The 23,779-nt window shown below is 40.1% G+C and carries 25 protein-coding genes; 4 read left to right on the forward strand and 21 right to left on the reverse strand.

Annotation, left to right across the window (positions count from 1 at the left end):
* Window positions 1-34: 34 nt before the first annotated feature.
* Entirely contained in the window at window positions 35-799 is a 765-nt protein-coding gene (locus tag AC27EF_RS01040; RefSeq protein WP_487108312.1) for a hypothetical protein, read from the reverse strand.
* A 170-nt stretch (window positions 800-969) separates the two neighbouring features.
* Between AC27EF_RS01040 and AC27EF_RS01045 the strand changes: the two genes are divergently transcribed.
* A complete protein-coding gene (locus AC27EF_RS01045) occupies window positions 970-1,254 on the forward strand; it encodes a hypothetical protein (RefSeq protein ID WP_487108313.1) in 285 nt (94 codons plus the stop codon).
* Between the two features lie 81 nt (window positions 1,255-1,335).
* Here the strand turns inward: AC27EF_RS01045 and AC27EF_RS01050 are convergent, their stop codons facing one another.
* The 6 genes from AC27EF_RS01050 to AC27EF_RS01075 all read right to left on the reverse strand — a co-directional run bounded on the left by AC27EF_RS01050 (window position 1,336) and on the right by AC27EF_RS01075 (window position 6,890).
* Entirely contained in the window at window positions 1,336-1,638 is a 303-nt protein-coding gene (locus AC27EF_RS01050) for a hypothetical protein (RefSeq protein ID WP_487108314.1), read from the reverse strand.
* Window positions 1,639-1,664: 26 nt separating this feature from the next.
* Window positions 1,665-3,128, reverse strand: coding sequence for a flotillin family protein (locus tag AC27EF_RS01055; protein ID WP_487108315.1), 1,464 nt, complete (start codon window positions 3,126-3,128; stop codon window positions 1,665-1,667).
* Window positions 3,129-3,244: 116 nt separating this feature from the next.
* Window positions 3,245-3,742: a type II toxin-antitoxin system HicB family antitoxin gene (locus AC27EF_RS01060; RefSeq protein WP_487108316.1), complete on the reverse strand. Its 498-nt coding sequence runs from the start codon at window positions 3,740-3,742 to the stop codon at window positions 3,245-3,247.
* A 73-nt stretch (window positions 3,743-3,815) separates the two neighbouring features.
* Window positions 3,816-4,424 (reverse strand): hypothetical protein, encoded by a 609-nt coding sequence (locus AC27EF_RS01065; RefSeq protein ID WP_487108317.1) that lies wholly within the window; start codon window positions 4,422-4,424, stop codon window positions 3,816-3,818.
* Window positions 4,421-4,675 (reverse strand): extracellular matrix/biofilm biosynthesis regulator RemA family protein, encoded by a 255-nt coding sequence (locus tag AC27EF_RS01070; RefSeq protein WP_487108318.1) that lies wholly within the window; start codon window positions 4,673-4,675, stop codon window positions 4,421-4,423. Before AC27EF_RS01070 ends, AC27EF_RS01065 begins: the two co-directional genes overlap by 4 nt.
* A 40-nt stretch (window positions 4,676-4,715) precedes the next feature.
* Window positions 4,716-6,890 (reverse strand): type IA DNA topoisomerase, encoded by a 2,175-nt coding sequence (locus AC27EF_RS01075; protein WP_487108319.1) that lies wholly within the window; start codon window positions 6,888-6,890, stop codon window positions 4,716-4,718.
* A 309-nt stretch (window positions 6,891-7,199) separates the two neighbouring features.
* Here AC27EF_RS01075 and AC27EF_RS01080 point away from each other — a divergent pair, with 309 nt between their 5' ends.
* Entirely contained in the window at window positions 7,200-7,448 is a 249-nt protein-coding gene (locus AC27EF_RS01080) for a type II toxin-antitoxin system prevent-host-death family antitoxin (RefSeq protein WP_230399268.1), read from the forward strand.
* 3 nt (window positions 7,449-7,451) lie between these two features.
* On the forward strand, window positions 7,452-7,754 hold the full coding sequence (locus AC27EF_RS01085) for a type II toxin-antitoxin system RelE/ParE family toxin (protein WP_487108320.1): 303 nt from the start codon (window positions 7,452-7,454) through the stop codon (window positions 7,752-7,754).
* Between the two features lie 179 nt (window positions 7,755-7,933).
* On the opposite strand, the gene AC27EF_RS01090 is transcribed toward AC27EF_RS01085, so the two are convergent.
* The 5 genes from AC27EF_RS01090 to AC27EF_RS01110 form a co-directional block, all read right to left on the reverse strand.
* Entirely contained in the window at window positions 7,934-8,203 is a 270-nt protein-coding gene (locus AC27EF_RS01090) for a hypothetical protein (protein WP_487108321.1), read from the reverse strand.
* Entirely contained in the window at window positions 8,193-10,355 is a 2,163-nt protein-coding gene (gene secA / locus AC27EF_RS01095; protein WP_487108322.1) for a preprotein translocase subunit SecA, read from the reverse strand. Before secA ends, AC27EF_RS01090 begins: the two co-directional genes overlap by 11 nt.
* Before the next feature lie 10 nt (window positions 10,356-10,365).
* A complete protein-coding gene (locus AC27EF_RS01100) occupies window positions 10,366-10,524 on the reverse strand; it encodes a hypothetical protein (protein ID WP_487108323.1) in 159 nt (52 codons plus the stop codon).
* Between the two features lie 18 nt (window positions 10,525-10,542).
* On the reverse strand, window positions 10,543-11,799 hold the full coding sequence (locus AC27EF_RS01105; RefSeq protein ID WP_487108324.1) for a preprotein translocase subunit SecY: 1,257 nt from the start codon (window positions 11,797-11,799) through the stop codon (window positions 10,543-10,545).
* Window positions 11,800-11,908: 109 nt separating this feature from the next.
* A complete protein-coding gene (locus tag AC27EF_RS01110; protein ID WP_487108325.1) occupies window positions 11,909-15,211 on the reverse strand; it encodes a hypothetical protein in 3,303 nt (1,100 codons plus the stop codon).
* Window positions 15,212-15,333: 122 nt separating this feature from the next.
* Between AC27EF_RS01110 and AC27EF_RS01115 the strand changes: the two genes are divergently transcribed.
* The gene (locus AC27EF_RS01115) at window positions 15,334-15,654 is read left to right on the forward strand and encodes a hypothetical protein (RefSeq protein WP_487108326.1); all 321 of its coding nucleotides are present in this window, start codon (window positions 15,334-15,336) and stop codon (window positions 15,652-15,654) included.
* A gap of 33 nt (window positions 15,655-15,687) precedes the next feature.
* Here AC27EF_RS01115 and AC27EF_RS01120 read toward each other — a convergent pair whose 3' ends face one another.
* From AC27EF_RS01120 to AC27EF_RS01160, 9 genes are all read right to left on the reverse strand, one after another.
* A complete protein-coding gene (locus AC27EF_RS01120; protein ID WP_487108327.1) occupies window positions 15,688-16,146 on the reverse strand; it encodes a hypothetical protein in 459 nt (152 codons plus the stop codon).
* Window positions 16,143-16,409: a hypothetical protein gene (locus AC27EF_RS01125; protein WP_487108328.1), complete on the reverse strand. Its 267-nt coding sequence runs from the start codon at window positions 16,407-16,409 to the stop codon at window positions 16,143-16,145. Before AC27EF_RS01125 ends, AC27EF_RS01120 begins: the two co-directional genes overlap by 4 nt.
* Before the next feature lie 176 nt (window positions 16,410-16,585).
* Window positions 16,586-17,992, reverse strand: coding sequence for a CAP domain-containing protein (locus AC27EF_RS01130; RefSeq protein ID WP_487108329.1), 1,407 nt, complete (start codon window positions 17,990-17,992; stop codon window positions 16,586-16,588).
* A 59-nt stretch (window positions 17,993-18,051) separates the two neighbouring features.
* Entirely contained in the window at window positions 18,052-18,789 is a 738-nt protein-coding gene (locus AC27EF_RS01135) for a hypothetical protein (protein WP_487108330.1), read from the reverse strand.
* Window positions 18,790-18,843: 54 nt separating this feature from the next.
* Entirely contained in the window at window positions 18,844-18,981 is a 138-nt protein-coding gene (locus AC27EF_RS01140) for a hypothetical protein (RefSeq protein ID WP_487108331.1), read from the reverse strand.
* A gap of 131 nt (window positions 18,982-19,112) precedes the next feature.
* Window positions 19,113-20,597, reverse strand: a complete 1,485-nt coding sequence (locus tag AC27EF_RS01145; RefSeq protein WP_487108332.1) for a single-stranded-DNA-specific exonuclease RecJ — start codon at window positions 20,595-20,597, stop codon at window positions 19,113-19,115.
* A 121-nt stretch (window positions 20,598-20,718) separates the two neighbouring features.
* Window positions 20,719-21,351, reverse strand: a complete 633-nt coding sequence (locus tag AC27EF_RS01150) for a hypothetical protein (protein WP_487108333.1) — start codon at window positions 21,349-21,351, stop codon at window positions 20,719-20,721.
* Window positions 21,352-21,442: 91 nt separating this feature from the next.
* Window positions 21,443-23,257, reverse strand: a complete 1,815-nt coding sequence (locus AC27EF_RS01155) for an AAA family ATPase (protein ID WP_487108334.1) — start codon at window positions 23,255-23,257, stop codon at window positions 21,443-21,445.
* A gap of 127 nt (window positions 23,258-23,384) precedes the next feature.
* A complete protein-coding gene (locus AC27EF_RS01160) occupies window positions 23,385-23,774 on the reverse strand; it encodes a hypothetical protein (protein WP_487108335.1) in 390 nt (129 codons plus the stop codon).
* Between the last annotated feature and the right edge of the window lie 5 nt (window positions 23,775-23,779).

The raw sequence follows: 23,779 nt of genomic DNA on the forward strand, positions 1-23,779 counted from the left end.
TATTCTGCCGCCTGCTCGCTTTCCGTGGTTTGTTTCACAATAGCCTGGTTATGATTTTTCCTCCAACTGGATTGTACTCTAACCATTCATCAAAAAACCAAATGGCATCCTCCAGACATTGTCGCAGTCGATTCTCTGCTCCCTCCAACCCGTCTTCTCCATTTGTAATTCTCGAAACATCGATCGTTTGAAACAGCAGTTTATAACAGTCGGCCCCTCCAAAGCACATATGATTCCTCTGCAAATAGCGATAAACATCAGATTGATGGCCAGCATCATCAATCCGAAAAGATTCCTGCCGGTATGCTCCGTTTTCCTTTTTCAGATCAATAAAGTAAAAACTTTGCTCCTGAAAAAAGAACGCTCCTTTCTTAAGCAAAAAATGGAAAAGCTCATGTTTAAGATCCCTCCCTTTCCAATGATCAAAAAAGTCATCCAGTAGTTCTTCTAAAAAATAATGCCGCTTCTTTCGATCAAAAACTTCGTTGCTTCCATACGTCAATAGGATTCCATTCCGATAGGGGAATATCTTTTTTGCTTCCCGCCCGATTTCTTCTGACATTTTGTTCTGGTTGTTTATCGTAGATTTTGTATCGGCAAAGGCGATCAATCCATCTACCGTACACAGCGCACCTACAAATGACATTTCGCTTTCCTCCGTGCCTTTTTTTTCTTTTATTGTATCATAAGTTTCTTTACCAAAAAAAAGGGCATATGGTTTCATTACATTGATTCCAAAAGACGGTGCTTTAGCCGGGATGACGGGTATCTCATTGTATCCAGATTTCATTTCGTACATACTTCTCTCCTTTCCTTACTTTTTGCCTGCATAAATAGTATGATCACCATGAAAAAACATTATATTTCACATTAAATTTTATAACAAATTTTCCCTTCTCTATTTCCACATTCACAAGCTTTACAAACATACGTTCTTTTGATATACTAAAAAAACAAGGGGGTGAGGAAATGAAACGAATCAATATGGCTGCTGACAAAATGAGTTTTCAGATTTGTTTTAAAGATGGATTGCGAAAATATAGCATAAACGAAATCTTATTTATTCGACATGGAAGCTCCCCTGATCATTCTGGAAAAGAACAGGAATTTGATGAATATAAAGTCCGGATTCCAATTAACCGGTTCGGACAATTCCGTACCTATGCCATCCGATTTTACTACGGAAAAGATTCCTGGTTTATTAGTGATCATGCCAACGAATTATTTTCATTGCCTTTTCCTGTTATGCAGTAAAAGAAGGTGTCTTAAAGTCAATTACGACTCGAAAGACACCTTCTTTCTTTATGATTGGTAAGCGATTACTTCAGACAAAACTTATGCATAAAAATTCCGTTTATTATAATACCCCAGCTTCTTTCGCTTATTGGACAATAATTCAGAAATCTTTTTTCGATAAATCTCATCTGAGGAAATCCTTTTAAGGCTTACCAGAAGATACCTTGGAAGATCATGAGGAAGCGCTTTCTTTGCTGACAAATGAATTAAGTATTTTGCCGTTTGATAATGATCAATGTGGGTATGTCCTTTCGAAAAGCCCAGGCGGATGTTTACGACGATATATCCCTTGTCCACTTCCATGATAACGAATTCTGCTTCCTGATAAACAATGTTTTCCAAAAGCCTCACTCCCTTCACATTTTACTTTAATCATTGTCTTTTTCGTCTGAATCTGATTCCATCCTGTCTCTTTCACTATTTCTTACACTGTTTCCCGCCACTTTACCACCGATCACTCCGGCTAACAGGGATTTGATATCAATTCCCATGGATTTTTGCAATCCTTCGTCTACCTGTGTTACAGATTTTACAATATCTTCTGTTAACTTGGCAGAATTGCCTTCCCCATACATAACAATGGAATCCACCTTAGACAAAGGTTCTGCAATGCTCTTAGCGACCTCTGGATATGCCTTGAAATACATTTCCATGATTGCCGCCTCACCCATCTTGGCCATAGCTTCCGCTTTCTTCTCAATACCGGCCGCTTCTGCGAGTGCCTTCGCCTTGATAGCTTCTGCCTCCGCTTCTCCCTTTGCCTTGATTCCGCAGGCTTCCTGTTCCGCCTGGTACCGGTCAGCTTCTGCGGTGGCTTTTAAAGCATCTGCCTCCTGGAGTGCTTCATATGCCTTCGCTTCCGCTTCTTTCTGGCGTTCAAACAATTCTGCCTGGGCCTTTTGTTCCCTGGCAAACCGATCCGCCTCCGCCTGCTTGCGGACTTCTGCGTCCAATGCCTTCTCTTTTACTGCTACCTCTTTGGTTTTTAATTCAACTTCTTTTTCCTGTTTGGCGATATCAGCATTAGCACTGGTAATCTCCAACTGCTTCCTCTGCTCCTGTTCTGCGATCCGGTAGGTTACATCTGCCTCGGCTTTTTTAGCGTCTGCTTCTTTTTTCAGCTCTGCTTTTCGGATTTCCAGCTGATTATTCTTAATGGAGATCTCTGTCTCAGAGGCGACTCTGGCGTCATTGGACTCTTTGTCCGCCTGAGCCTTTGCAATAGCTACTTCTTTTTCTGACTCTGCTCTTGCGATGGATGCCGTTTTCTTGATCTTGGAAATGTTATCGATACCAAGATTCTCAATTACCTCATTGTTGTCAATGAAGTTCTGGACATTAAAACTAATGATCTCCAGTCCCATGGCCGCAAGATCCGGAACCGCATTGTCCCTGACCTTCTCCGCAAACTTCTGGCGGTCAGATACCATCTCTTTTAATTCCATCTGTCCAATGATCTCACGCATATTGCCTTCCAGAACTTCCCTGGCGACTGCACCGATTTTGTCTGTCTTACAGTTTAAGAAGTTCTGCGCTGCCCTCTGCAGCATCTCATTCGATACTCCGATTTTTACATTGACTGCTGAGTCCACATTGATATTGATATAATCCGCGGTAGGTACCGGACTGGATGTTTTTACATCAACGGAGACAAGTTTCAAACAAAGTTCGTCTTTCTTTTCGAAGAAAGGAATCTTGATTCCCGCTTTTCCAATTAAAAATCTTGGCTTCTTTCGAACTCCTGAAATGATCAGTGCAGTATCCGGTGAAGCCTTTAAATACCCCGTCAGGGCGATGATGATGAAAAATGCTACAACAATAGGAATGTACATAAATATCCTCCTTTTAAAAATGAATGGTTACATTCATAGTATGATAAACAGAATTTTTTCAGGCAAAAAAAGAGAAACCCCAAAAAGTTTTCCTTTTTGGGGTGCCAGCACTCTTTTTAATATTGGATTGTGATACCAAACTTGCAGAAAATTTCCTCCAGATTCTCTGCTTTAATTGACAAACCGCTCATGTCCTTCCCGTTGCACGTAGCTTCTTCCAGTAATTCATATAGCATTTCATCGAACTGCATCGCATACTGCTCTTCCTCGTACTCATCTTCCTGCTCGTCTTCCTCAAAAAAGTCTATCTCCATCTCGAATTCAGAAGGGGATAAAATTTTCTCCCCGACTCCCTCGTCAATCCGGACGACACTATAAAAGTGTTTCTTTTCATTTGAAGCACGTAAAGCAATTGGTGAGTTTTCGAAAGGAGCGGGGATCCTTACTCCATCCTGCCTTAATTGATACATATGCATAGATAAGACATCTCCTGCTCTTTTCATAGCATATTCAATCGAATCCGTGAATGTCTGTGTGTCGTATTCAAAGTCCGTAAATGACACCAGGTAACCATCCCCCTTCATCAGTTCGAATATCGCTGGGTAATAAATCATTTGTACTTCCCTTCTCTCTGCAGGTGGACTTAAAACACACATTTATCTTATCATATTTGAGCGTCGATTTCTGTCATATTTTGTTCTTTGCTTTTTTCAATGAAGCAGAAGAATTGACTCCTTTCTTTACCTTTTTATATGTACTGCTTTTCTTTTGTTTTTTATAAGCCTTATCCCTTGCTTTCTTTGCTTTTTTTAAATAAGAAGATGAATTTACGCTTTTAGGAATTTTTGGAGTCGTGATTTTCATTTTCTCCGCAAGATTCCCATAAGTATCCGTAAATATGCTTTGCGCATCTTTCGTGTATTCACTTAGTTTTGCTTCATCAAGTTTTGCTGCCTCTCCGTATCCCTCTTTTGTAAATTGCTCTAATAAGGCCGTATATTCCTGATTTACGGCTCCAATGCCATCCGGCTTTGATGCAAGAGTAAAATAGCTGGTATCCACTCCAAAACAGCTGTAATCTTGATCCTTGAGGTTTTGTGACAGCCAATCAGATGCTTCATTAGACAAACCACTCTGCGTATCTCCCGTTATCTGCGTTTCGGTGGATTGAGAAGTTTGCATATCTTCCGTTGTGACCGGTGTCTCCTCCGAAACCGTGGCCGCCCATGTAAAATGAAAGGGCAGCATCACAAAACTTCCGAGGATAAGTGAAATGATGATTTTTGAATGTTTCATAAGGGACCTCCTTTCTCTGTTTTTTCCATACGGGCTCTTAGTGTATCTGGATTTACATCGCTGCATAAAACTCGCCCGCTTTTCAAAAAAACATAAGATTTAATGGCCTTTCCGCCACATAGATTAAAAAGTTCATCTTCCTTTTTATAGCCTTCGATCATTCTGACAAGCGGCCGTGAACCAGTTGCTGCGCAAATGAAATCGACATTATCTGTATTAACGAAAACTCCTTTACAAACGTTTAATTGCATATTGTTCCTCCTTTTTGGTTTCGATAATAGTATGGGGATCTTAATGGAATGAAAATTTTACAGAAAACTGTCCATTCTCCTGCCTAAGAACCAATTTTGCAGAATACTTCTTTTTTGTTTTGGAAGAAAAGAATCCGTCAAGTTTTTCTGTCTCTCCATTCTTTAATAAAGCTTCCACTTCAGATGGGCGAAGGAACCGGCCCCCGATGTTTTTGCTGATAGAAAACCTGCAGCCATCCTGATATCCAGAGCAGCCATACCCCCATTGAAACTCTTTTAGTGGTTTCCCACAAGCCGGACAAAGAAATGCTGTTGTCTTTGCTGTAGATTTTTTTGAAGGTTTTTGGTAAGAGATTCCTTGAATCTGCTTTGACCAGATCGCAATTTGATCCTCCACTTCCCTCATAAATTGATTAAAACCATAGGATCCTTTTGCAATTCCATCAAGTTTTGCTTCCATTTTAGCCGTCATATCGACGGACTTAATATCATCTACCGGGAGAATGTCAATGAGATGTATTCCAAGGCTTGTGGGCTTTAAGATTCCCTTTGCCCGCTTTACATATCCGACCTGAATAATCCGTTCGATGACGCCCGCTCTGGAAGAAGACCTCCCGATTCCCTGAACCTCCAGATCCTTCATGATCTTCTTAAGTCCCGCATCTTTAATAAATCGACTTCCTGCATTTTGCATGGCAACCAACATTGTTTTTTCAGTATATCTTTTGGGAGGTTTCGTCTGTTTTGCATCAATCCGATAAGTTCCATCCACGTCCTCTCCTTTTACGGCATATGGAATCAATTTTTCTTTCATAACGACATTTCCTACAGCCATCCAGCCTTTTGATTTAATGGACTGTCCCTTTGTATAAAAGTTCTCTCCACATACATTCGTACAAATTTCGGTCTTCGAAATGACAGCTTGGTCATATACCATGCGAATAACGGAATGAGCGATCAATTCGAAAATTTTTTCTTCGTCTGCACTCATTCCTTTTCCTTTGGAGATGTCTGCACCGGTCGGAACGATGGCATAATGGCTTGTAACCTTTGAAGAATCAAAGAATCGACTCCCTCCTGCTTTTTTGACTGCTCCGGATACTAACTTTGCAAATTTGGGCTGCCTTTGAAGCATAGCAAGAGCTGCATCCATAGATTTTTCCATGCCGTTACTTAAGTACCTGGAATCTGTACGCGGATAAGAGGAATATCCCTTATCATAGAGAGATTGTACAATCTGCTGGGTTTTAGCCGCTGAAAACCCATACAGACTATTGGCATCCCCCTGCAGGGTCAACAAATCATAAAGAAGAGGAACTTCCCTAAGCGTATCGTTTGTTACAACGGAGGTAATGTTTCCCCGGTGTCCCGTAATCTTGCTTATGACAGCCTGCGCATCACTTTTCTTATCAAATTTCTTTGATTCATGAATTCCTTCATAAGTCTTCCCCTGATGGGTTGTAAATGTGGCGCCAATTACAAAGTAATCTTCCGGTTTGAATCCTAATATCTCTTTTTCCCGTTCAACCAGGATATTAAGAGCCGCAGTCTGTACCCTTCCGACGGAATAGACCTCTTTATAAGGGGCGAATTTTAGGGTCATATCCTTGGTAAGGTTCCACCCGTAAAGAGCGTCAACATTTGCCCTGGCACATCCAGCCAGAGCGATATTCTTAACATCTTTCGCATCGACAAGATTCCTAGGCAGAAACGCATTTTGGAATCCAGATTCTGTCTGTTCATCCAGAATAACTCGTTGAAACGGTGTTTTAGCCCCGCTTAGCTGATAAACATAATGAAAAATCAACTCTCCCTCCCGGTCATCATCGGTGGCATTGATAATAAGATTCGCTTTATGGAAAAAATCTTTTGCGTTTTGATACAATTTCATCGTACTTTTTTCCGCCTTGATTTCATATCCCGGGATGAATGGGACAGGAATTTTACTCCAATTCTTATAAGCGGGATCGTAATCTACGGCCTGCTTAAGACTACAGAGGTGACCGGCTCCCCAGATAACGTAACATTCGTCCTGTTGATAAGTGATCTTATGATACAGGTCTCTGCTCCTTTGTGCTACAACCTGACGCTGAAGAGTTCCATTTGTTTCAAGCTGTGTAAACGTGATATTCGTTCCCCCGTTTAAATGAATCGCATCCAATGCGGCGGCGATTTTGCTTCCCATATCTGGCTTTTCTGCAAATATAACAATCATGATTTTTACTTCCTTTCTGTAACTTTTCTTTCTAACCATAGTATGGAGACACTTCCTTTTCTCTCACGAGAAAAATCTCCCGTGGCAGGCACAGAAAACATCCCCCTACTTGTTAGCCACAGAGGTCCATAATTTTCAATTCTTGTATGCATTATTTTTATAGTAAAATGACACTGTACTCACGATGCACAGCAGGAGGTTTTTTCATGAATATAAAGGATGCTGTAAAATTTTAAGTTGAATTTTACAGCATTTTTGCGTAAAATAGAGAAGTAAACAGAAACAATATTATCAGAAGGAGTTGATTATATGTCTAGTATCTTACCAGTATCTGATTTGAGAAATTATAATGAAGTTCTCAAGAACTGCCAAGTTGGAGAACCGGTTTTTTTAACTAAGAATGGTAGAGGAAGGTTTGTAGTGCTTGATATTGAGGACTATGAGAAAGATCGAGCAGAGAAAAAGCTGTTGGCAAAGCTGCAGGAAGCGGAAGAAGCCGTTGCAGACGGCACAGGGTGGTTGAGCCTTGATGAATTGAAATCAGCTATGGAGGAATAATACTTGATGAAATTAAGGATTAACCCTCTTGTAGTAGCTGATCTAAAAGCGATTAAAGATTATATTGCAGAGGACAATGCAGAAGCTGCCAGAAAGACCGTAGACGAAATTTACAAGAGTTTTGAGAATTTACAGCAGTTTCCTACGATGGGAGCCGGTTTGTCAACACGAGTGAGTTTCAAGACAGATTATAAGTATCTGGTTCATGGGAATTACATCACACTATATCTTATCAAAAAGGATTGCGTGGAGATATATCGTGTGATTAACAGATACCAAGATATAACGAATATATTATTTAGATAGATTTAGATAGATTTGGATGAATTGCGGTATGGCAATTTCTTATGCTACGACTTTTACAATTACCCAAACAGACAGAACCTGATTTGCTAGTTTTGCATTATCTTTTTAACTATAGTGTGGGGATATTTCCTTTTCTCTCACAAAAGAGCACGCCCGAAACGGCGTGCTCAGATCACAGATTATTCGATGATTAGTTTTTTATATAGGAACCTCCGAATCATTTGGATAACTTCCCTTCCTTCCTTCTCGTAGGAATCTTCAGAAGTATCAGAAATCCATAACAAGAAGGCTACTCCATCCGGAGTCAGGTGTTTTATGATTTTTTTCGTCCGCTCCATGGATGGGTACCATGTTCCACACTGATACTCCATAGATGAAATGATATCGCAGATCTCGTCAAATTCTTTCTGGGTCATTCGAATCTCTGTATTCTTGAGATCAATCCTCATGTCCAATCTCCTTAGATTCTCTTAGACAAGATTCCTTTATTTCGCAGATCATTTGCTGAAAAAGGTTATATGCTTCCAGTTTATATGACGGGATTGGGTTAATCTGTCCAAGGCTCTGGAAAGAAGCATTTTGCTTAAGTTCTTCCAACACTCTTAAGTGGGTTATCCAAAAGCGGTCCAGTGTTTTCAGTAAAAAGATCTTTTCATCCACAGATTTTATTTGAACCTCTTTTTCATTCTTTTTCGTTGAAGAGGAAAGAACCGTAATTTCTCCTTTTAAAATACGATCCCTTTCTTTGTAAAGGATCTCCATCTGTTTATTATCCACCTTATCATATTCATAGATTCTTTTTCGAAATCCAAAGTTTTCAATCTCTTTCCTTTTTTGTGCCTTTCTTACACCCCTTTTCCCTGTTTGAGCCTTAATTTCACCAAATACATCTGCTGATTTTTTGCAAAATGCAACTGTCTGCGGCGAAAAATAAGGACTCAAAACACGATCTTCTAAAGAGATAAAGAATCTGCTCTTTCCAACATCTCCCTGCCTTCCAGAACGTCCCCTGAGCTGATTGTCAATTCGTCTTACTTCGTAAAGTTCGGTCCCTATGACATAAAGACCACCGCATTCTAACGCTTTACGGTCAAGCCGGATATCTGTCCCTCTGCCCGCCATATTGGTCGCAATGGTCACCGCCTTGGCGCATCCGGCCTTGGCTATGATCCCCGCTTCTTCTTCGTTGTTTTTAGCGTTCAAAACGCAATGAATAATTCCTGCCTTTTTAAAGATCCGGCTTAATTCTTCTGACGTTTCGATAGATGCGGTTCCAACCAACACGGGCTGGCCTTTCTGATTTGCCTCCAGAACCTCTTTTGTAATAGCGGAGTATTTATCCTCCTTTGTGGCAAACAAACGATCCTCAAGATCTTTCCTCTTAACCGGAAGATTGGTTGGAATCACACTGACTTTTAGTCCATAGATTTCTTTTAATTCCTTTCTTTCTGTTGCAATCGTACCGGTCATGCCGCTTAACGTTTCATATTTTGAAAAAAGACTCTGAAAGGTGATAGAGGCCGCCGTTTCCGTATCCTGCTTTACGGGAACCTTCTCTTTTGCTTCAATCGCCTGATGAAGTCCGTCGGAATACCTGCGGTCCGGCATTACCCTTCCGGTAAATTCATCAACGATATGCACTTCTTTTTTCCGGACAATATAATCAACGTTCCTTTTCATTATATAATTCGCTTTAAGTGCGAGATTGATATAATGGATATAGATTCTGTTGCTGCTCTCTCCGATGTTCTTGATTCCAAAGTATTTTTCTGCTTTTGCCAGCCCGTTTTCGGTAATTGTGACCGTTTTGTTCTTTTGGTTCACAATGTAATCCCCATCTGTTTTCGGAATTTCTCCAAGGTATAGATCCTTTGCCTGAATCTCTTTTTCCTTTTTACTCTTTTTTAAGGTCTTTACGAATTTATCGCATAACGATTGAAATTTTACGGAGTCGTTCTTTTCATAAGCAAGAATCAGCGGGGTTCTTGCTTCATCAATGAAGACAGAATCAGCTTCATCTACGATGGCATAATGAAACCCTCGTTGGACTCTCTGCTCCATATAGAGTGCCTGATGATCCCTCAGATAGTCAAAGCCAAGCTCATTGTTTGTAATGTAAGTAATGTCGCAGTCATAAGCTTCCTTGCGCGCATTCTGGTTTGTATCTGAAGTAATGGATCCGACACTAAGCCCCAAGAGCCGGTAGACTGGAGACATCCATTCAGCATCTCTTTTGGCCAGATAGTCATTGACGGTTACAACGTGAACTCCCTTTTCTTCTAGGGCATATAAGTATGCAGGAAGCAGCGCAACGATGGTCTTGCCTTCCCCAGTTTTCAATTCTGCAACCCCGCCTTTAAACAAACAAATGCCGCCAAGAATTTGTACTGGATAATGCTTCATTTTAAGCACCCTCCATGTGGCTTCCCGGACTAAGGCAAACGCTTCTGGTAAAATACTGGAAAGTTTTCTGCCTTTTTTTAAGCACCGTTTGAATTCCTGCGTCTTTTGCGCAAAATCCTCATTCTTTAAATTCTCCATCTCCTTTTCAAAAGACAATATCTTTTGAACTGTTTTGTTTTGAACTGCTTTGCTCTTCATGGTTCCCTCCTTAAAATAACATGGACGCCAGTTTTCCGATTGCAAGATTAATTTCATATAACACTCCAACAGCCGTAAGGGTTAACGCAGTCGTTAAATAAGATACCGCATAACGGAGTGGACGCGGCATGACAATGTTAACAAACTCATTTCTTTTCTTTCTTTTCATATCTTTTCCCTTTCTTAGTTAAAACCAATTTTTCTTGTCATAAAGCACCCCTGAAAATTCAGCCTTAATTTCTCGACTGGTTTCAATGAGAACCCCCACGGCGATAACGATGGACGTACCGCTTAATTGAAGGAGCTTAAGGGACCACATATTGGACAAAAAAATCGGCGTGACAGAAATAATAGACAGCAAAACGGCATCGGCGATCACCATAGACCGGCGTTCCTTTCGTAGAAATGCTACGGTTTCATTCCCGGGCCGTACATTTGGAATGAAACTTCCTTTTTCTTTTAATGCGATAGCTGCATTCACTGGGTTAAACACGATGTCGGCGTATAAAAATGTGCATCCCGTCAATGTTAATAGATACAGAACAATCCCTGCGATCGCATAGGGGCTTCTGCTCACAAACCATGCATCCGAAGAAAGCAGCTGGCAGATAGGACGAAGTATTCCTTTGTTTAATTCAAATGCTTTGATCAATCCTCCCATTTGCTGAAACGAAGATACGAAGATGATTGGCATAACGCCACAGATAGCAAGTTTGATCGGAATATTTGATAAACCCTTTGCCTGCGGTACGTCTTCTAAGTATTTGCTGCCAAGAACCTTAATCTCTTTTTTAGTAAGTTCCATAAACAATACAATACCGAGAATGACTGCCGTAATGACAACCGCAAGAATAGCGATATACTTTTTTGAAGTCATCACGGTTCCTATGTCCTGAGGAAAGGTACTGACAATGTTGACAAAAAGAATTAGAGAGATTCCGTTTCCAATTCCCTTTTTATCAATCAGTTTTCCCATGCCAATCAAAAAGATTGCTCCTACGCACAAACTTCCTGCTGCAAGCAAAGCGTAAAGCAGCGTTGATTTCTGTAAAAATCCAAGCTTCCATAATCCTAAGCCCGCAGCGGATGAAACAACGACACTGGAAAAGATCCCAAACATGACATTCATCCTTTCGATCCTCTTGTGTCCATAATATCCCTCCCTGCTTAAATCTCCTAAGCGGTTTGATATAACGCATAAAAGTTCTACAATGATGCTTGCACTGATATACGGTGAGATCCCGATCCCCAACAGGGTCATATTTGATAATGCACCTCCAGTGAATTGGTTCATCAAAGAAAAGGCTGTATTCGTATACTGTGTAATGGCCATTTTGTACATATCAATCTGCACCCCAGGCACCGGAATGTGCGCAACGATCCTCACCAGGAGTAGTGCCCCCATCGTAATCCCAAGTTTCTTCCAAAAATCTGTCTTACTCATAAAGTCCTCCTTTATATAAAATTTATCTTTCATTATAGTATGAGGAAGCTTTAAATTCCCTCATAGAGTTTAAATGCAGAAAACCGCCCGGTTTCCCAGGCGGTCTGAGCTATGATGGATTTATTTCCTTATGATTCTCTTTTCTTCTCTTACGAAGCCAGTATACGATACCGCCTCCGATGGAACAAAGTCCAATAGCACCAAGAAGATAAGGAAGATTATTTGTTGGCCTGTCATCAGCACCAGATGCGTCCTCGATTTCCTGTACCTTTTGAACCTGATCATTGTTTACAACCATATCTTCCTTTTTTGCAAGAAGCTTGACGTTATAGATGTCACTCTTCTTAGAAATCTCTAACCCATTTCCAAATTCAGCTTTAAGAGAGGCATTACTTAAAAACGCTCTTTTCACTTTGCTTTCGTTTTTAATTGCTACGGTAACTCCCTTTTCCATCTTCGTCCCTCCCGGGGCCTGATCTTTTACAAAGTGAATCTCCCGAATGTATTTCTTCATTGTCTTATTTGGAATGTAATGATCGTCATTCACCGCTACCGTCTTTGATAATCGGTTATCAAAGACAAAGACCAGTTTTACGTTGGAAGAGTCCTGAAAACTTGGAAGCAGGATCTTTTCTACGGACACCTTCTGCGGAAGCAGGATGGATGCATCAAGTTTCTTTGCGCTGCAGTTTCCTAAAGTAGCAACATTTCCAAGGGTAATGATCGTCTGATCCCCATAATATAGTTCATCTCTTTTTATCTTCATAACAGGAACCGTAATTGTATAGTAATACACTTTGGATTCCAGAGACTTCTCATCATGAATCTTTTTTTGATACGGTCCATAAACCGCATCAAAGGTTGCTGTTGCAAGGACCTTTTGAGATTTTGGACGTTTCTGTGTCGTTCCCGTAATCGTAATGTTCTCTGCATATGACTCATTTCCAAGATTTCCGCCTGTCCTGATCTGAATTTCCTTTAAAGTTTCACTGTAGTTTTTTAAGGAAACCCGATCTCCTTTATGATAAGTCCCGATCTTTTTTTCTGAACCATCCTTCATGCGGCAGATAACGTTAAGCGGCCCATTATACCCAGACCATGTTCCGAGGTCAAGAGTCTCTGCAAGAAATTTTTCATCAAGAGAAACTTTGATTTTTACTTGAGAAAATGCAGAAGGATGATCGTCCTTGTGAAATGCCATACGGTACGTCTGCCTGGTTTCCCCAGATACTAAAGTATCTTTTCCCTGGGAAAAGGAAAATGTCCCCTCCATATCGTAGAAATGGATTTTGGCATTTGCACGCTCTTCCATATATGTTTTTTTGTTATCATAGACACTTGAGGTCACTGTCGCCTCTATTGCGTCGGTTTCTTCTTCAGCCTGACGAAGAGTAAGTTTCGGCTCAACATAAAAGCCTTTGGCGGGATTTACGGCGGTGATACGAAGTCCAGTTGTTTTTACCTTCCCTCCGTCATAGATCTTCCATGTCCCATCATAATATTCATAGGTCGTGCCGTCAGATTGCCCGCTTTCCCCCTTTTCAAAGGATTCAACGACAACCGGTGCACCAAACTTAACGGTGGATTGCATTCCGTCTACATGAGCAGTACTCATGTTTAGAAACCCGCCCATTGTAAGAACAAAATCTTCCCCTCTTAGCACCTTATCCGGCATAGAAAGGCTAGCTCCTGCAATCTTCGCACTAGAGACTTTGACTTTGGCATCTGCGTTTTCAGAAGAACGATAATACGGTTCCCTATCGTACCCCTCTTTTGTCGTATATGCCCTTGTAAAAGCCTTAATCACTGCCTTGTCACCATCTTTCATTGAATGGTAAGATGGACGAAAGGTCACAGACCCTCTTTTGGTCGTTGTTAGGCTTTTCATATGTTGAAACTCAAGAATGATGTCGGTAACCTTCTCTCCTGCAGCCAGACGACGTTTGAGATCCAAAGTGCCACCGCCCTTTAACCCCTCATAAGAAAGCGTCCTTTGGTTCGTCCTTATTTTAGCGTCAATTGTTTTTGTTTCTTCAACAGACGGAAGATCTACAGAAATCACATCTGCATCAGAAAATGAAATTCTAACCTGAAACGCAGGGATAGCCGGTCCATGATATGTGATATCACCAAAATCAACATGCGTCTGGTCATACCGATGTACATAATCTGGAGCGAATAGTTCCATAGTAGTGGATGACGGGGCAAAGATCTGGAAAGTGCTTGTTTCTTCACCTTTTTTATCTTCCTGACCATCTTTCGTTACAAACACCATTGACGTTGCATTTTCTTCTTTTAACTCTTTCTTTCCTTCATAGATTGCTTGCCCTAAGATCTCTATCTGGGTGACAGAAAAAGCCTTGCTTTGCTCTTCCCTGTAGAAACCAGCGTTTTTAATGCTACCACTATACTGGAATGTTAGTTTTGAGGCCTTTGATGGGATTGAAATTTCCAAAGGCTTTGTGGCGTCGTGTTCTTTCCTTAAGACCACGGTCTCTCCTTCTTTTACATAAGAGATTTTCAACTGCACACCTTCGGCTTCTTTTGCGGCAGGTATTTTTAAGTTTCTTGCTTTCATTTCTTTTGGAATGGAAATTTCCATCTTAATGGAATCAGCATCAACATTTCCAAGATAATTCATATCTGCGGTTAAAGTTATGTCACAGCCGTTTCCTACACTGTTTTTAGAAAAATCCAAATGATGTGTGACGGTAGTATCTCTTTTTACATACTCATGGGTAATGATCTGCTCTTCCCCTTTTATAAATACACTGTTGCAGGTATCTTCCTCCCAAATGGGCTTCCCTTCCTCATCTGTTGCGATCTTATTTGGTTTTTTTGTTTGATAATAAACATACTCCGGAATGGAGACCTTCCCCATATATCCGTCATGATTCTTTCCTTTGTAGGCATCTCCATCTTTTCCAGTTTCCTGATAAGATGTCCATGCATCACTGTCTTTCGCCGGAATTTCCTCCTTCGTATCAGCATCAACAAATCGGATTTTAATGCTTCCCTGATTGCTTTCATAATAGTGAGTAATGATCTGTGTTTTTCCGGCCAAAAATCTACTGTTACAGGTGTCGTCATCCCAAATGGGATCACCGTCTTCGCCGGCTGCCAGATCTTCTGGCTTCTGGGTTTTTACAAAGTCATATCCATCAATAGAAACATGGCTTAAGTTCCCATCCCCATCGGGACCCTTATACGCCTCTCCTTCCTCTCCTGTTTCTTCATATTCTTGCAGCAGAACTTTATCTGTCCCCTCTTCCAAATACTGGACAATCACAGTCCCATTCTTGTCCCCCTCTTCCCCCTCCTTAGCCATGACCGGGATTCCCCCTATAAGACATGACTGGAAAGAAAAGGAAAGCGTAAGCATGAATGCCATAATGCGCTTTAATTTCTTCATAAAGTATTCTCCTTTCAACTCGTTCATAATTAGTATGCAAAAAGTTAAGAAAAGATCTTTCATAAAGAAAGGTTGTCAAATAGACCGCACCTGATCTATGATTAGATTAAAAGGAGGATTCTATGGAAAAAGACTATTTTAAAGACCGGACACCTGACTGCCAGAAACGAAGTTTCATAAATCCAGGCGATTATGTGTTCATCTGTACCAAGGAACGCCAGAGAGACGCAAAAGATATCCAGGACTTGAACCTGATTCGGGTAACCGGCAATCTAACACGACAAAAAGTCCATCCAATGGGTCAGAAGGTCCGGGGAATTGACGTGATAACCGGGAAAGAACTCATAGGAAGAGTCGTTTACCTGACAGCAGACAAAAGCCATATTCGAACAATACACGGAGATGTCACGATTCAAGAATGGCGCAACAATCATAGTTCATAAGAAAAGCCGCATTTATATGCGGCTTGGCTCTTCTTAAGAGGATTTCTTTGAGATAGAAACAATCTGCATGGCAGCACTTCCTTCCAGGTATTTGTACTGAAAGGAAACCTTCATGCCTTGTTTCATTTTCTTGATCTTTTTCTTTAGAGATTTTTTTATAACAAATGTCTGATACGCTCCTTCTGACATTTCAATTTTCACTTCACTCCCGGAAATGAAACCAAGCGTTCCAACTCCATGAAGCGCTTTCATAGATTCATCCTCTTTTGTTGCGATGTAAACCGCAGTTAAATCGGCTTCATCTTTTTTCTGCTGAGTGGAATTCGCGTCTTCCATTTTTATGTTTCTTTTTGCTTTACTGTCAGTTTCTTCGTCACCGGCAGATATCCTTATGTCAGATTGATCTTCAAAACGATCCTTTGATTTTTCGCATCCAACCATTGATGCTGTGACGCAGACAAGCATCAATCCCATAAAGATCTTATATTTCATCGGTACCCCCCTCTGCTCTGCCTGACCCTTGAAAAATGTTCCTCAATATCTTTTTGTGAAGGGTTTTTAATTCCCCTGTTTATTAGAAATTCCCTTAATATCCTCTCTAACAACAAGGAAGCAGATACTTCACTCACGTTTTGCATAGCAGGATCCATTTTAAGTGTCAGAAATTCACCGGTTTTTATATCGCGAATGGTGATTCCTGCGAAAAAGGAATCCTTTTTGATCGCCTCAAAATGAAAAGGAATATTTTTCTTCATTAACTCCTCCGTAACCTTCTTTGAAGCTTCGATTTGCCGTTCAGTCAGAAATTGATTTTGCTCTTCCCCTTTTTTGGGAACATTAATTATAATATCCATAAGATTCTCCTCTCGTTTTTCTCTTATCTTCTATGAATTATTTGTTCATTTATAGTATGAAGAAAGTTCATACTTTTTCATAAAAACACTTCGCAGACATAATAATATCCATTCTTTTTGACAATGGCAATTCCAACACTGGATGCATTCTTAGACATCCTTGTTTTCCTTGATCCGCTGACTGCCTGGAATCTTGTGTTGATACTGTCCACATCTTTGCTGGTTGTCTTCCAGATATTCATTCCTGAACTTTCATAGCGGATGCCATACTTCTTTAGCATAGCATCAAGACTGCCATACAGATAGCTGTCATAATCTGCATAATCATATAGAGCCATATCTGCAGCTCTGCATTTTGCAATCTTATACGCATTGGAGCTTTTTGACAAAGTACCAACCCCTTCACTTTGGCGTTCAGCGTTCAGCATCGTTAGAAGTTTCGCTTCCATGGATGTCTGGTAGGAAACTTTTGCGCTCATACGTGCCGCCTCTTTATCTAGGCTGCCTTTTACCAGACTTTTATCCGGAGTATTAGAACCCCCGCCATCGGATAGCTTCGTTTTACTTATCTGATGCGGTCCATCTTTTTTTGTAGAAAGCAGATTCCCCTTAGAATCATATTTTTTTGTTATGGTTGTTTTATACACAATTTTATACTTTCCGTTTGTCTTCGTTTCTGTATAACTCTCGGTCTGTGTATATCCTCCATCGCTGTTCTTCTTTTTTGTGCTGCCCCCGTTGGTTTGTGTAACAGAAGGAGCAGATCCATTCCTGCTGTTTTGAGAAGAACCGTTTTGAGAAGATGTCTTGCTTTTTTTGGAATTTCCATTTACGACGTTCTGGTCCTTTTCAGCTGTTTCTTTTGGTTTCTCGACATTTACCCAATAATAGGATCCGTTTTTTTCCTTACGCTCTTTATATCCAATTACAACTCCATGTTCATTGTATACGGCATAGATATTTCGTTGAATATGGATGTAATTATCTGGAATCTTATCACCTTTTACTTTTTTATCTGCAAGAGGGGTTCCTTTCTTATCGCACTCAACAAAAGCGTAGGTATCATCATCATTTCTGATGTATTTCATATAAGTAACACTGCCGTCTTCGTTTGTTACTTTATATAAATCCTTTTTTCCTTTGACCAGTTCATAATTATCAGGAATATCAGGATTTACATCCTTCCAGACCCATGTCCCATCCGCCTGTTTTGTTCGTTGCCGGTATTTCGTAATGTTTCCCTTTTCGTCTACAACCATATAAGTTTCATTCTTTCCCGGAACGGGCACATAGTTTTCCGGAATCTCATGATCAAGCACGTATTCAGAGTCTGCCTGAATGGTTCCACTTGCATTATACCAGTTATCTTTTTGCTCCTCGGCGTTCGATGCCTGCGGCCGGTCTGCCGGGTTTTTTGCTTTTACCGTCCAACTGATCACAAAGGTCAGGAAAAGACAGTAAAATAGAATTCTTATTTTTTTCACCAATAACCCTCCTTTTCTTTTTCATTTATAGTATGAAAAAAAGAGCCCGAAGGCTCTTTTTAATGAATTGGCGGTTCCCCCACAAGTGGTTCCCCCACAAGTGGCGGACTGCCTTTTTTGTCATTTAAGATTCTGCTTAAGGCATCTGTTGCGATCTTCTTCTGTTTTATGTATAAGTTGTTTTTAAAAACTAATACATAATCGCATATATCGTTTACCATGTTGCAAAAGTCCGCTATGCTTAGCGGAAATCGAAACTCCATTAAATCCGTAACCGTTGCCGGGTCAATAACCTTTTTCCCAACCGAATCTTTCATTAATTTTGCGTAACCGTTACGGATTACGAATTCATAAGAAGAGTTATTATAAAGAATCATGATATCATGAATTCTATGTATTCCAAATCCCCCTTCTTCTTTTGAACGGTAACGAAAGTCTGAAATGTCCCCGAAGGTCCCATCTGCATTCTTTTTGTGAATTCTTGGATAAACCTCATAGGTACTGCACTTATCACATATTGGATTCATTTGGAATGCCAGTGAATTCTGGCAGCATTCCTTAAAGAATCCAATGTTATCTCCCTTAATGTTGGAGTAAAAAATCATGGTTTCCTCATCTTTTTCTTCTCTTTTGACAATTCCAGTAATGTCAATTCTTGATGAAGAATCATGAAAAGATAAAGGTGTTTCCCTGTTTGAGGTTTTCAGTTTATCATCGAAAGCCAGTATTCGGGTTCCTCTGCCTTCCGATTTTGGTAATGAGCTTACTTTCTTATAAATCTGCGATGGATACTGCATGTTTTCCTCCTTATTTTTTGTAGCAGAAAAATAAAGAAGTTTGTCGTAGGTCTGCTAAAAATTCAAAAGTTGCTGTGCAAGTGCTTTAGAAAGAGCGGATTGTTCTTTCTTTGTGTGCACTGCTTCAAAATCCTCTAATTTAAATCGCCCTCCATTCGCAGAAGGCAAAAGCTGTCCATATACATTCATCACGCGCGGAAATCCCTCCTCTTGAAATTGATTAAATTTCCGAAATCCTAATATGGAAATGTTTTTTCCATTGCATTTTAAATGAGGGTCATTAGAATCCCCAAAGGCTTCATAAAATTTTCCGTGCACTGGAATTAGAGAGGGTCATTAGAATCCCCAAAGGCTTCATAAAATTTTCCGTGCACTGGAATTAGAGAAACTTCTTTGATAAGGACAGTAATTGCCGGGTTGCCCTGTCCAAAAGGTTCATATTTCTTTAGTTCCTCTAAAATTTCTTTTAGATTATCATCATCATGAAGTTCGAGATCATAATAAATCTCGATATCTTCTTCCAAATTTTTATCTGCCAGATAGTTAGAACTAAGTTCTCTAAACAGATTTAGCTGTTTTTCATCTGCAAGTTTAATTCCTCCAGCAGCCTTATGACCACCATAACTTAATAAAGCTTTCTTACAGTGATCCATGAGGTCTTTTAAATCGACCCCTCCGTAACTCCTTCCACTGCCTTTTAGTTCTCCTGATCGGCTTTTCGTAAGAACGAAAGCCGGTGTCTTCCATTCTTCTGCCAGTCTGCCAGCAATAATACCAACAATCCCTTCGTTGATATCGTCCATTTGGATAATCATTGGTTTTTCATAAAACATGCAGTTATCAGTGATGTATTCTGATACCTGCTTCATCGTTTCGAGAACAAGCGCTTTCCTTTCTTGGTTAATCTCAACTAATTCTTTCGCTTTCTCGACCAGGGACGGAAATTTTTCCTCACTTATAAAGTAATCAAGAACTCGTTTCGCTCCGTCGTCATACAGACGACCAGAGGCATTGATGACTGGTCCGATCTTAAATCCGATATCCTGTGCGGTTAGAGTTTTACAAAACATTTCCCGCATTAAGACACCTAGTGCCATTGGCCGCTTATGAAAATCATTGATCACAGACAGTCCATCAATGACAATCTTACGATTATCCTGGACTAAATCCATGACATCGCTGACAGTTCCAATGGCTGCATAACAAAGGATATATTCAAGAGTTTTACCACTGATGCCCATATGCTGGGCCAGCTTATAGATCAATCCGGATGCGCAATATCCATTGAAGTCTCCTCCAAGTCCTTCGGCATTTGGATCTACAATAACATCAGCAGGCGGAGTAAGAAGGCTTCCGTCTTCCCCTATACGACTCAAATGATGGTCAATAATGCCAACAGATAAGCCCTTTTCTTTTGCTTTTTTGATTGCTTCATAAGCCGCAATGCCATTGTCAACCGTTAACAAAAATCCATCGTTAATTTCTTCAATGATGGACGGATTTAATCCATATCCTTCACTGAATCTTCTTGGCAGCCGAATGACGATACTTTCTGCACCCAACTCCTTTAACAGCAGCCAAAGCTCATAGGTAGAACATACGCCATCCGCATCATAGTCTCCTATGATGTGAAATGTTTTTTTATTTGTAATTCCTCTTGTGATAAATTCTGCCATTTGATCCAAATTCTTAATGAAGTAATAGGGCTTTGGCTTTAGAAATTCATCTATAGATGTTATTTTTGGATGATTTTTAAGTATAACATCCTCAAGGCTTGTCAGTTCCCTTGACTTCCATTTCATTTTCATTTCCGGACTCCTTTCTGGAGAATCTTAAATTTTCTCCGTGACATCTTTAATAGTTCTATATGTAGTATGCAAAACGAGCCCTGATGCAAAAATGGCGCACCCTCTCGGATACGCCGTTTGCTTATAGCACCGCCATATCGTTACATACGATTCTGGCAATCTTTCGGTTTTGCTCTATGGAAGTCTGGATTTCCGCCTGAACACAAATATGATCTCCTTCCTTAATTTCATCAAGCCATTTTTTCTTCTCTTTATAAAAGAGAATTGCCGGAGCCTGATACTTTCTTCTTCCAGTCACCTCATCCGCTTCTTCCTCAATGCGGATTCGAACGAGATCATACCCTCCGGTTTTAACCCGATTTAAGTAGGTAACTTTTCCGGAAAGAAGGATCCGATTTTCGTCGGCTTCCAATGCCTGTTCGGACTGAGAATTAAGTCCCAGCTTCTTCAGTCTGCTTTGCGGCCTTCTGATATCGGTCGCAATGAATTTTTGAAAATAAAACTTGTCTTCTCCCTCTCGATGCGGCCGGGGGATAAACCCGGTTTTAACACGCCCATTTATCTGAACATATTCTCCAACACGGAACTTATCAACGACATCCATGTCATTCGTAAAGAATACTGGAAAGTTCGTGAAGTTACCACGACTGATCGCCAATACAACGAATGCATCTTTCTCCCTCCTCTTAAGCTTTGCAATCCTTCCTGCAAATGTGCCACAATTCTGATTGATCATTTCTTCTTTTAATACCATATCATTTCCTCCTATTTTCCCTTTCATGAATAGTATGAGAAAAGTAAATTTTCATAAGAAAAAGGATGGGGAACACCCATCCTTTTCTTTTTTACATGGAAATGACGTTTATGCTTGTAGAATTTTTACTAATATAATCTTTGACTTCCTGATGCGGAAGTTGAGCAATAAAAATGTGCTCATATTCATTCAAAACTTCTTTTTTCTGAAGAAGTTTTAGTAATGACTCGAAATTCTTTTGATCCATATGATTGAAATTATCAATTACTAGATATTTCGTTCCGGCAAGCCGGTTGATCATATCAAGTATAAGAAACATCAGATGGATTTGTTCTCCTTCTGATGCCTTTCTTACAGGAATAGAATTTCCATTGGCATCTTCGCAATAAAACTCCAGCCCCTTTTTACAATAAAGCTGAAGTGTAAATGGGAAGTTTAACTCCCTTGCGCGGTCCTGGCAGTGGGTAAGAAAAACGGATAAGGCTGAGAGCAGAATTTTTTCTTTGATACCGCCTTTTTCTTTTGGTGACAGAAAAGAAATAGCATCTGTATAGTTTTTTATTTCTCTTTGAAGATTGTCTGCAATGCTTTGTTCTTTTTTTGCTTCTTCAAACTCCATTAGATTTTTTCTTTCTCTTTTCAGAATCTCCTTTTTTGAGGAGAAGTCTTCCGATTCACCTGATAGTTCAGTCGGCTTGGTCGGCACCTGCGGAAGATTCGATTTCAATAGATTAATTTTTGATAAAACATTGACTTTCTTTTGGTATTCTTCCTCTGCTTTTTTATATGCCTCCAACTTCTGCTCTTCCTCTTTGATCTTTTCCTTATTAGATGAAATAGAATCATAGATCAGATTCAATTCATCTTTATTTCTCTGGTTTAGATCTTCGAGTTCTTTTCGGATTTTGGTCTTATCTGTTTTGCATATCAGTTTCTCCGATAACGGACAATGGGTAGACGACAGATTCTCTAACGTTTTTTTATACATCTTTATATTCTCAAGTAAGGTTGTTTCCATGCGCGACAAATTCGTCGCCTGCTCCTTAAGGGCTTCTATTTGCATTGTCGCATCTTCCTTCAGTTTTGGATTTGGACGTTTTGCGTCCATGGCATCGTATGCGTTCTGTTGTGTATCAATTTCGTCAAGAATTTTATTTCTTGCTGCTAATGCCTGCTGATAAGAGGTGTTTGCTTCCTTTAACGCATCTTTAGAAGCTTCCTTCTTCAGAATTTCATCCAAATCCTTTTGAATTTGGGTATCTGTGCGCCCCGGCGTTGTTCCGCGAAAAATTGATTTTGCTTGATGCTCTTTCAGCTTTCGATTAAGGATGGTTCGTTCTGCCCTGATTTCATCATGTACTTTTGTGATCTCATCAATGTCAAACCCTCCTTTACCAAAATATTTTCGCATAAGTTCTACCGCTTCCGAAGAAAGCTGCCCAGCATGAGCCTCAATGCTTTCAAAAGAAAGTTGCATGTTGAGCTGAGATAAAATGTACTCTGCAAGGCCCTCATTATCCGGCAGGGCATTCGCAATATCACCGGCAGTTATCAGCTTTAAGGAGGTATGATCGCATCCATTCTGGGAGAGATATTCCGTAATAGATTTTGCTGTAGTTGTTTTCCCATTCATCTTACATTTTGTTACAAACGCCCCTTTAGCATTTGGAGCCGTCTCCCTTGAGATGGTGATACCGTTTACAAACTCAATTTCCACAAAGCAGGATGTTGAGTTCATATGTATGAAGTCTTCCTGATGTTCTCCAGTGAGAGCATAACGAAGAGCCCTTAAGGTACTGCTTTTCCCTGTTCCGTTTTCTCCAAGAAACAGATTGATCTTCTTAGGATAGATTGTTTTTTGCACAATACCCTCAAATCCCTGAATCTTAATCATCTTCATTTCCATAAATCTTTCTCCTTTCATCTATGAACGGGTTTCTATAAATAGTATGTAAAAAAAGAATGCTCTTAAAATATCTGTATAAAACAACACCTCCTGCTATGAAATTACAGCAGAAGATGTTTAGGTCTCTTTATTTATTTATATTTTTCCGTTCCCTGTCGATATAGCGGTATGCTTCCTCCTCTTTTTGCTTCCCTATTTTAAGTTCTTTTTCATAGTCAAGATCATCAAGCCCGTCAAGATAGCAGTTTTCTGATTTTACGGAATTCTGACGTCTGATACGGTCCTTTAGAGAAATCTCTGTCCTTTTACCTCTGGAGATCTTTTTTTCTTTCCTTTTGCTAGTAACTTTTGAGTCGGGCTGATTTTCCTGAATTTCCTTAGAAACTGACTGCCCCTCCCTATTGTGTTTTTCCCTTAGGATCCGTGTGTATTTTATGAGGATAAAGGCTGCGCAGATTCCGAAAAAGATGCCAAGTAGCATAGTGAAAAATTGTATGATAAAACTGTATATTTCCATAATTG

This window comes from Anaerostipes stercorihominis, from assembly GCF_057535655.1.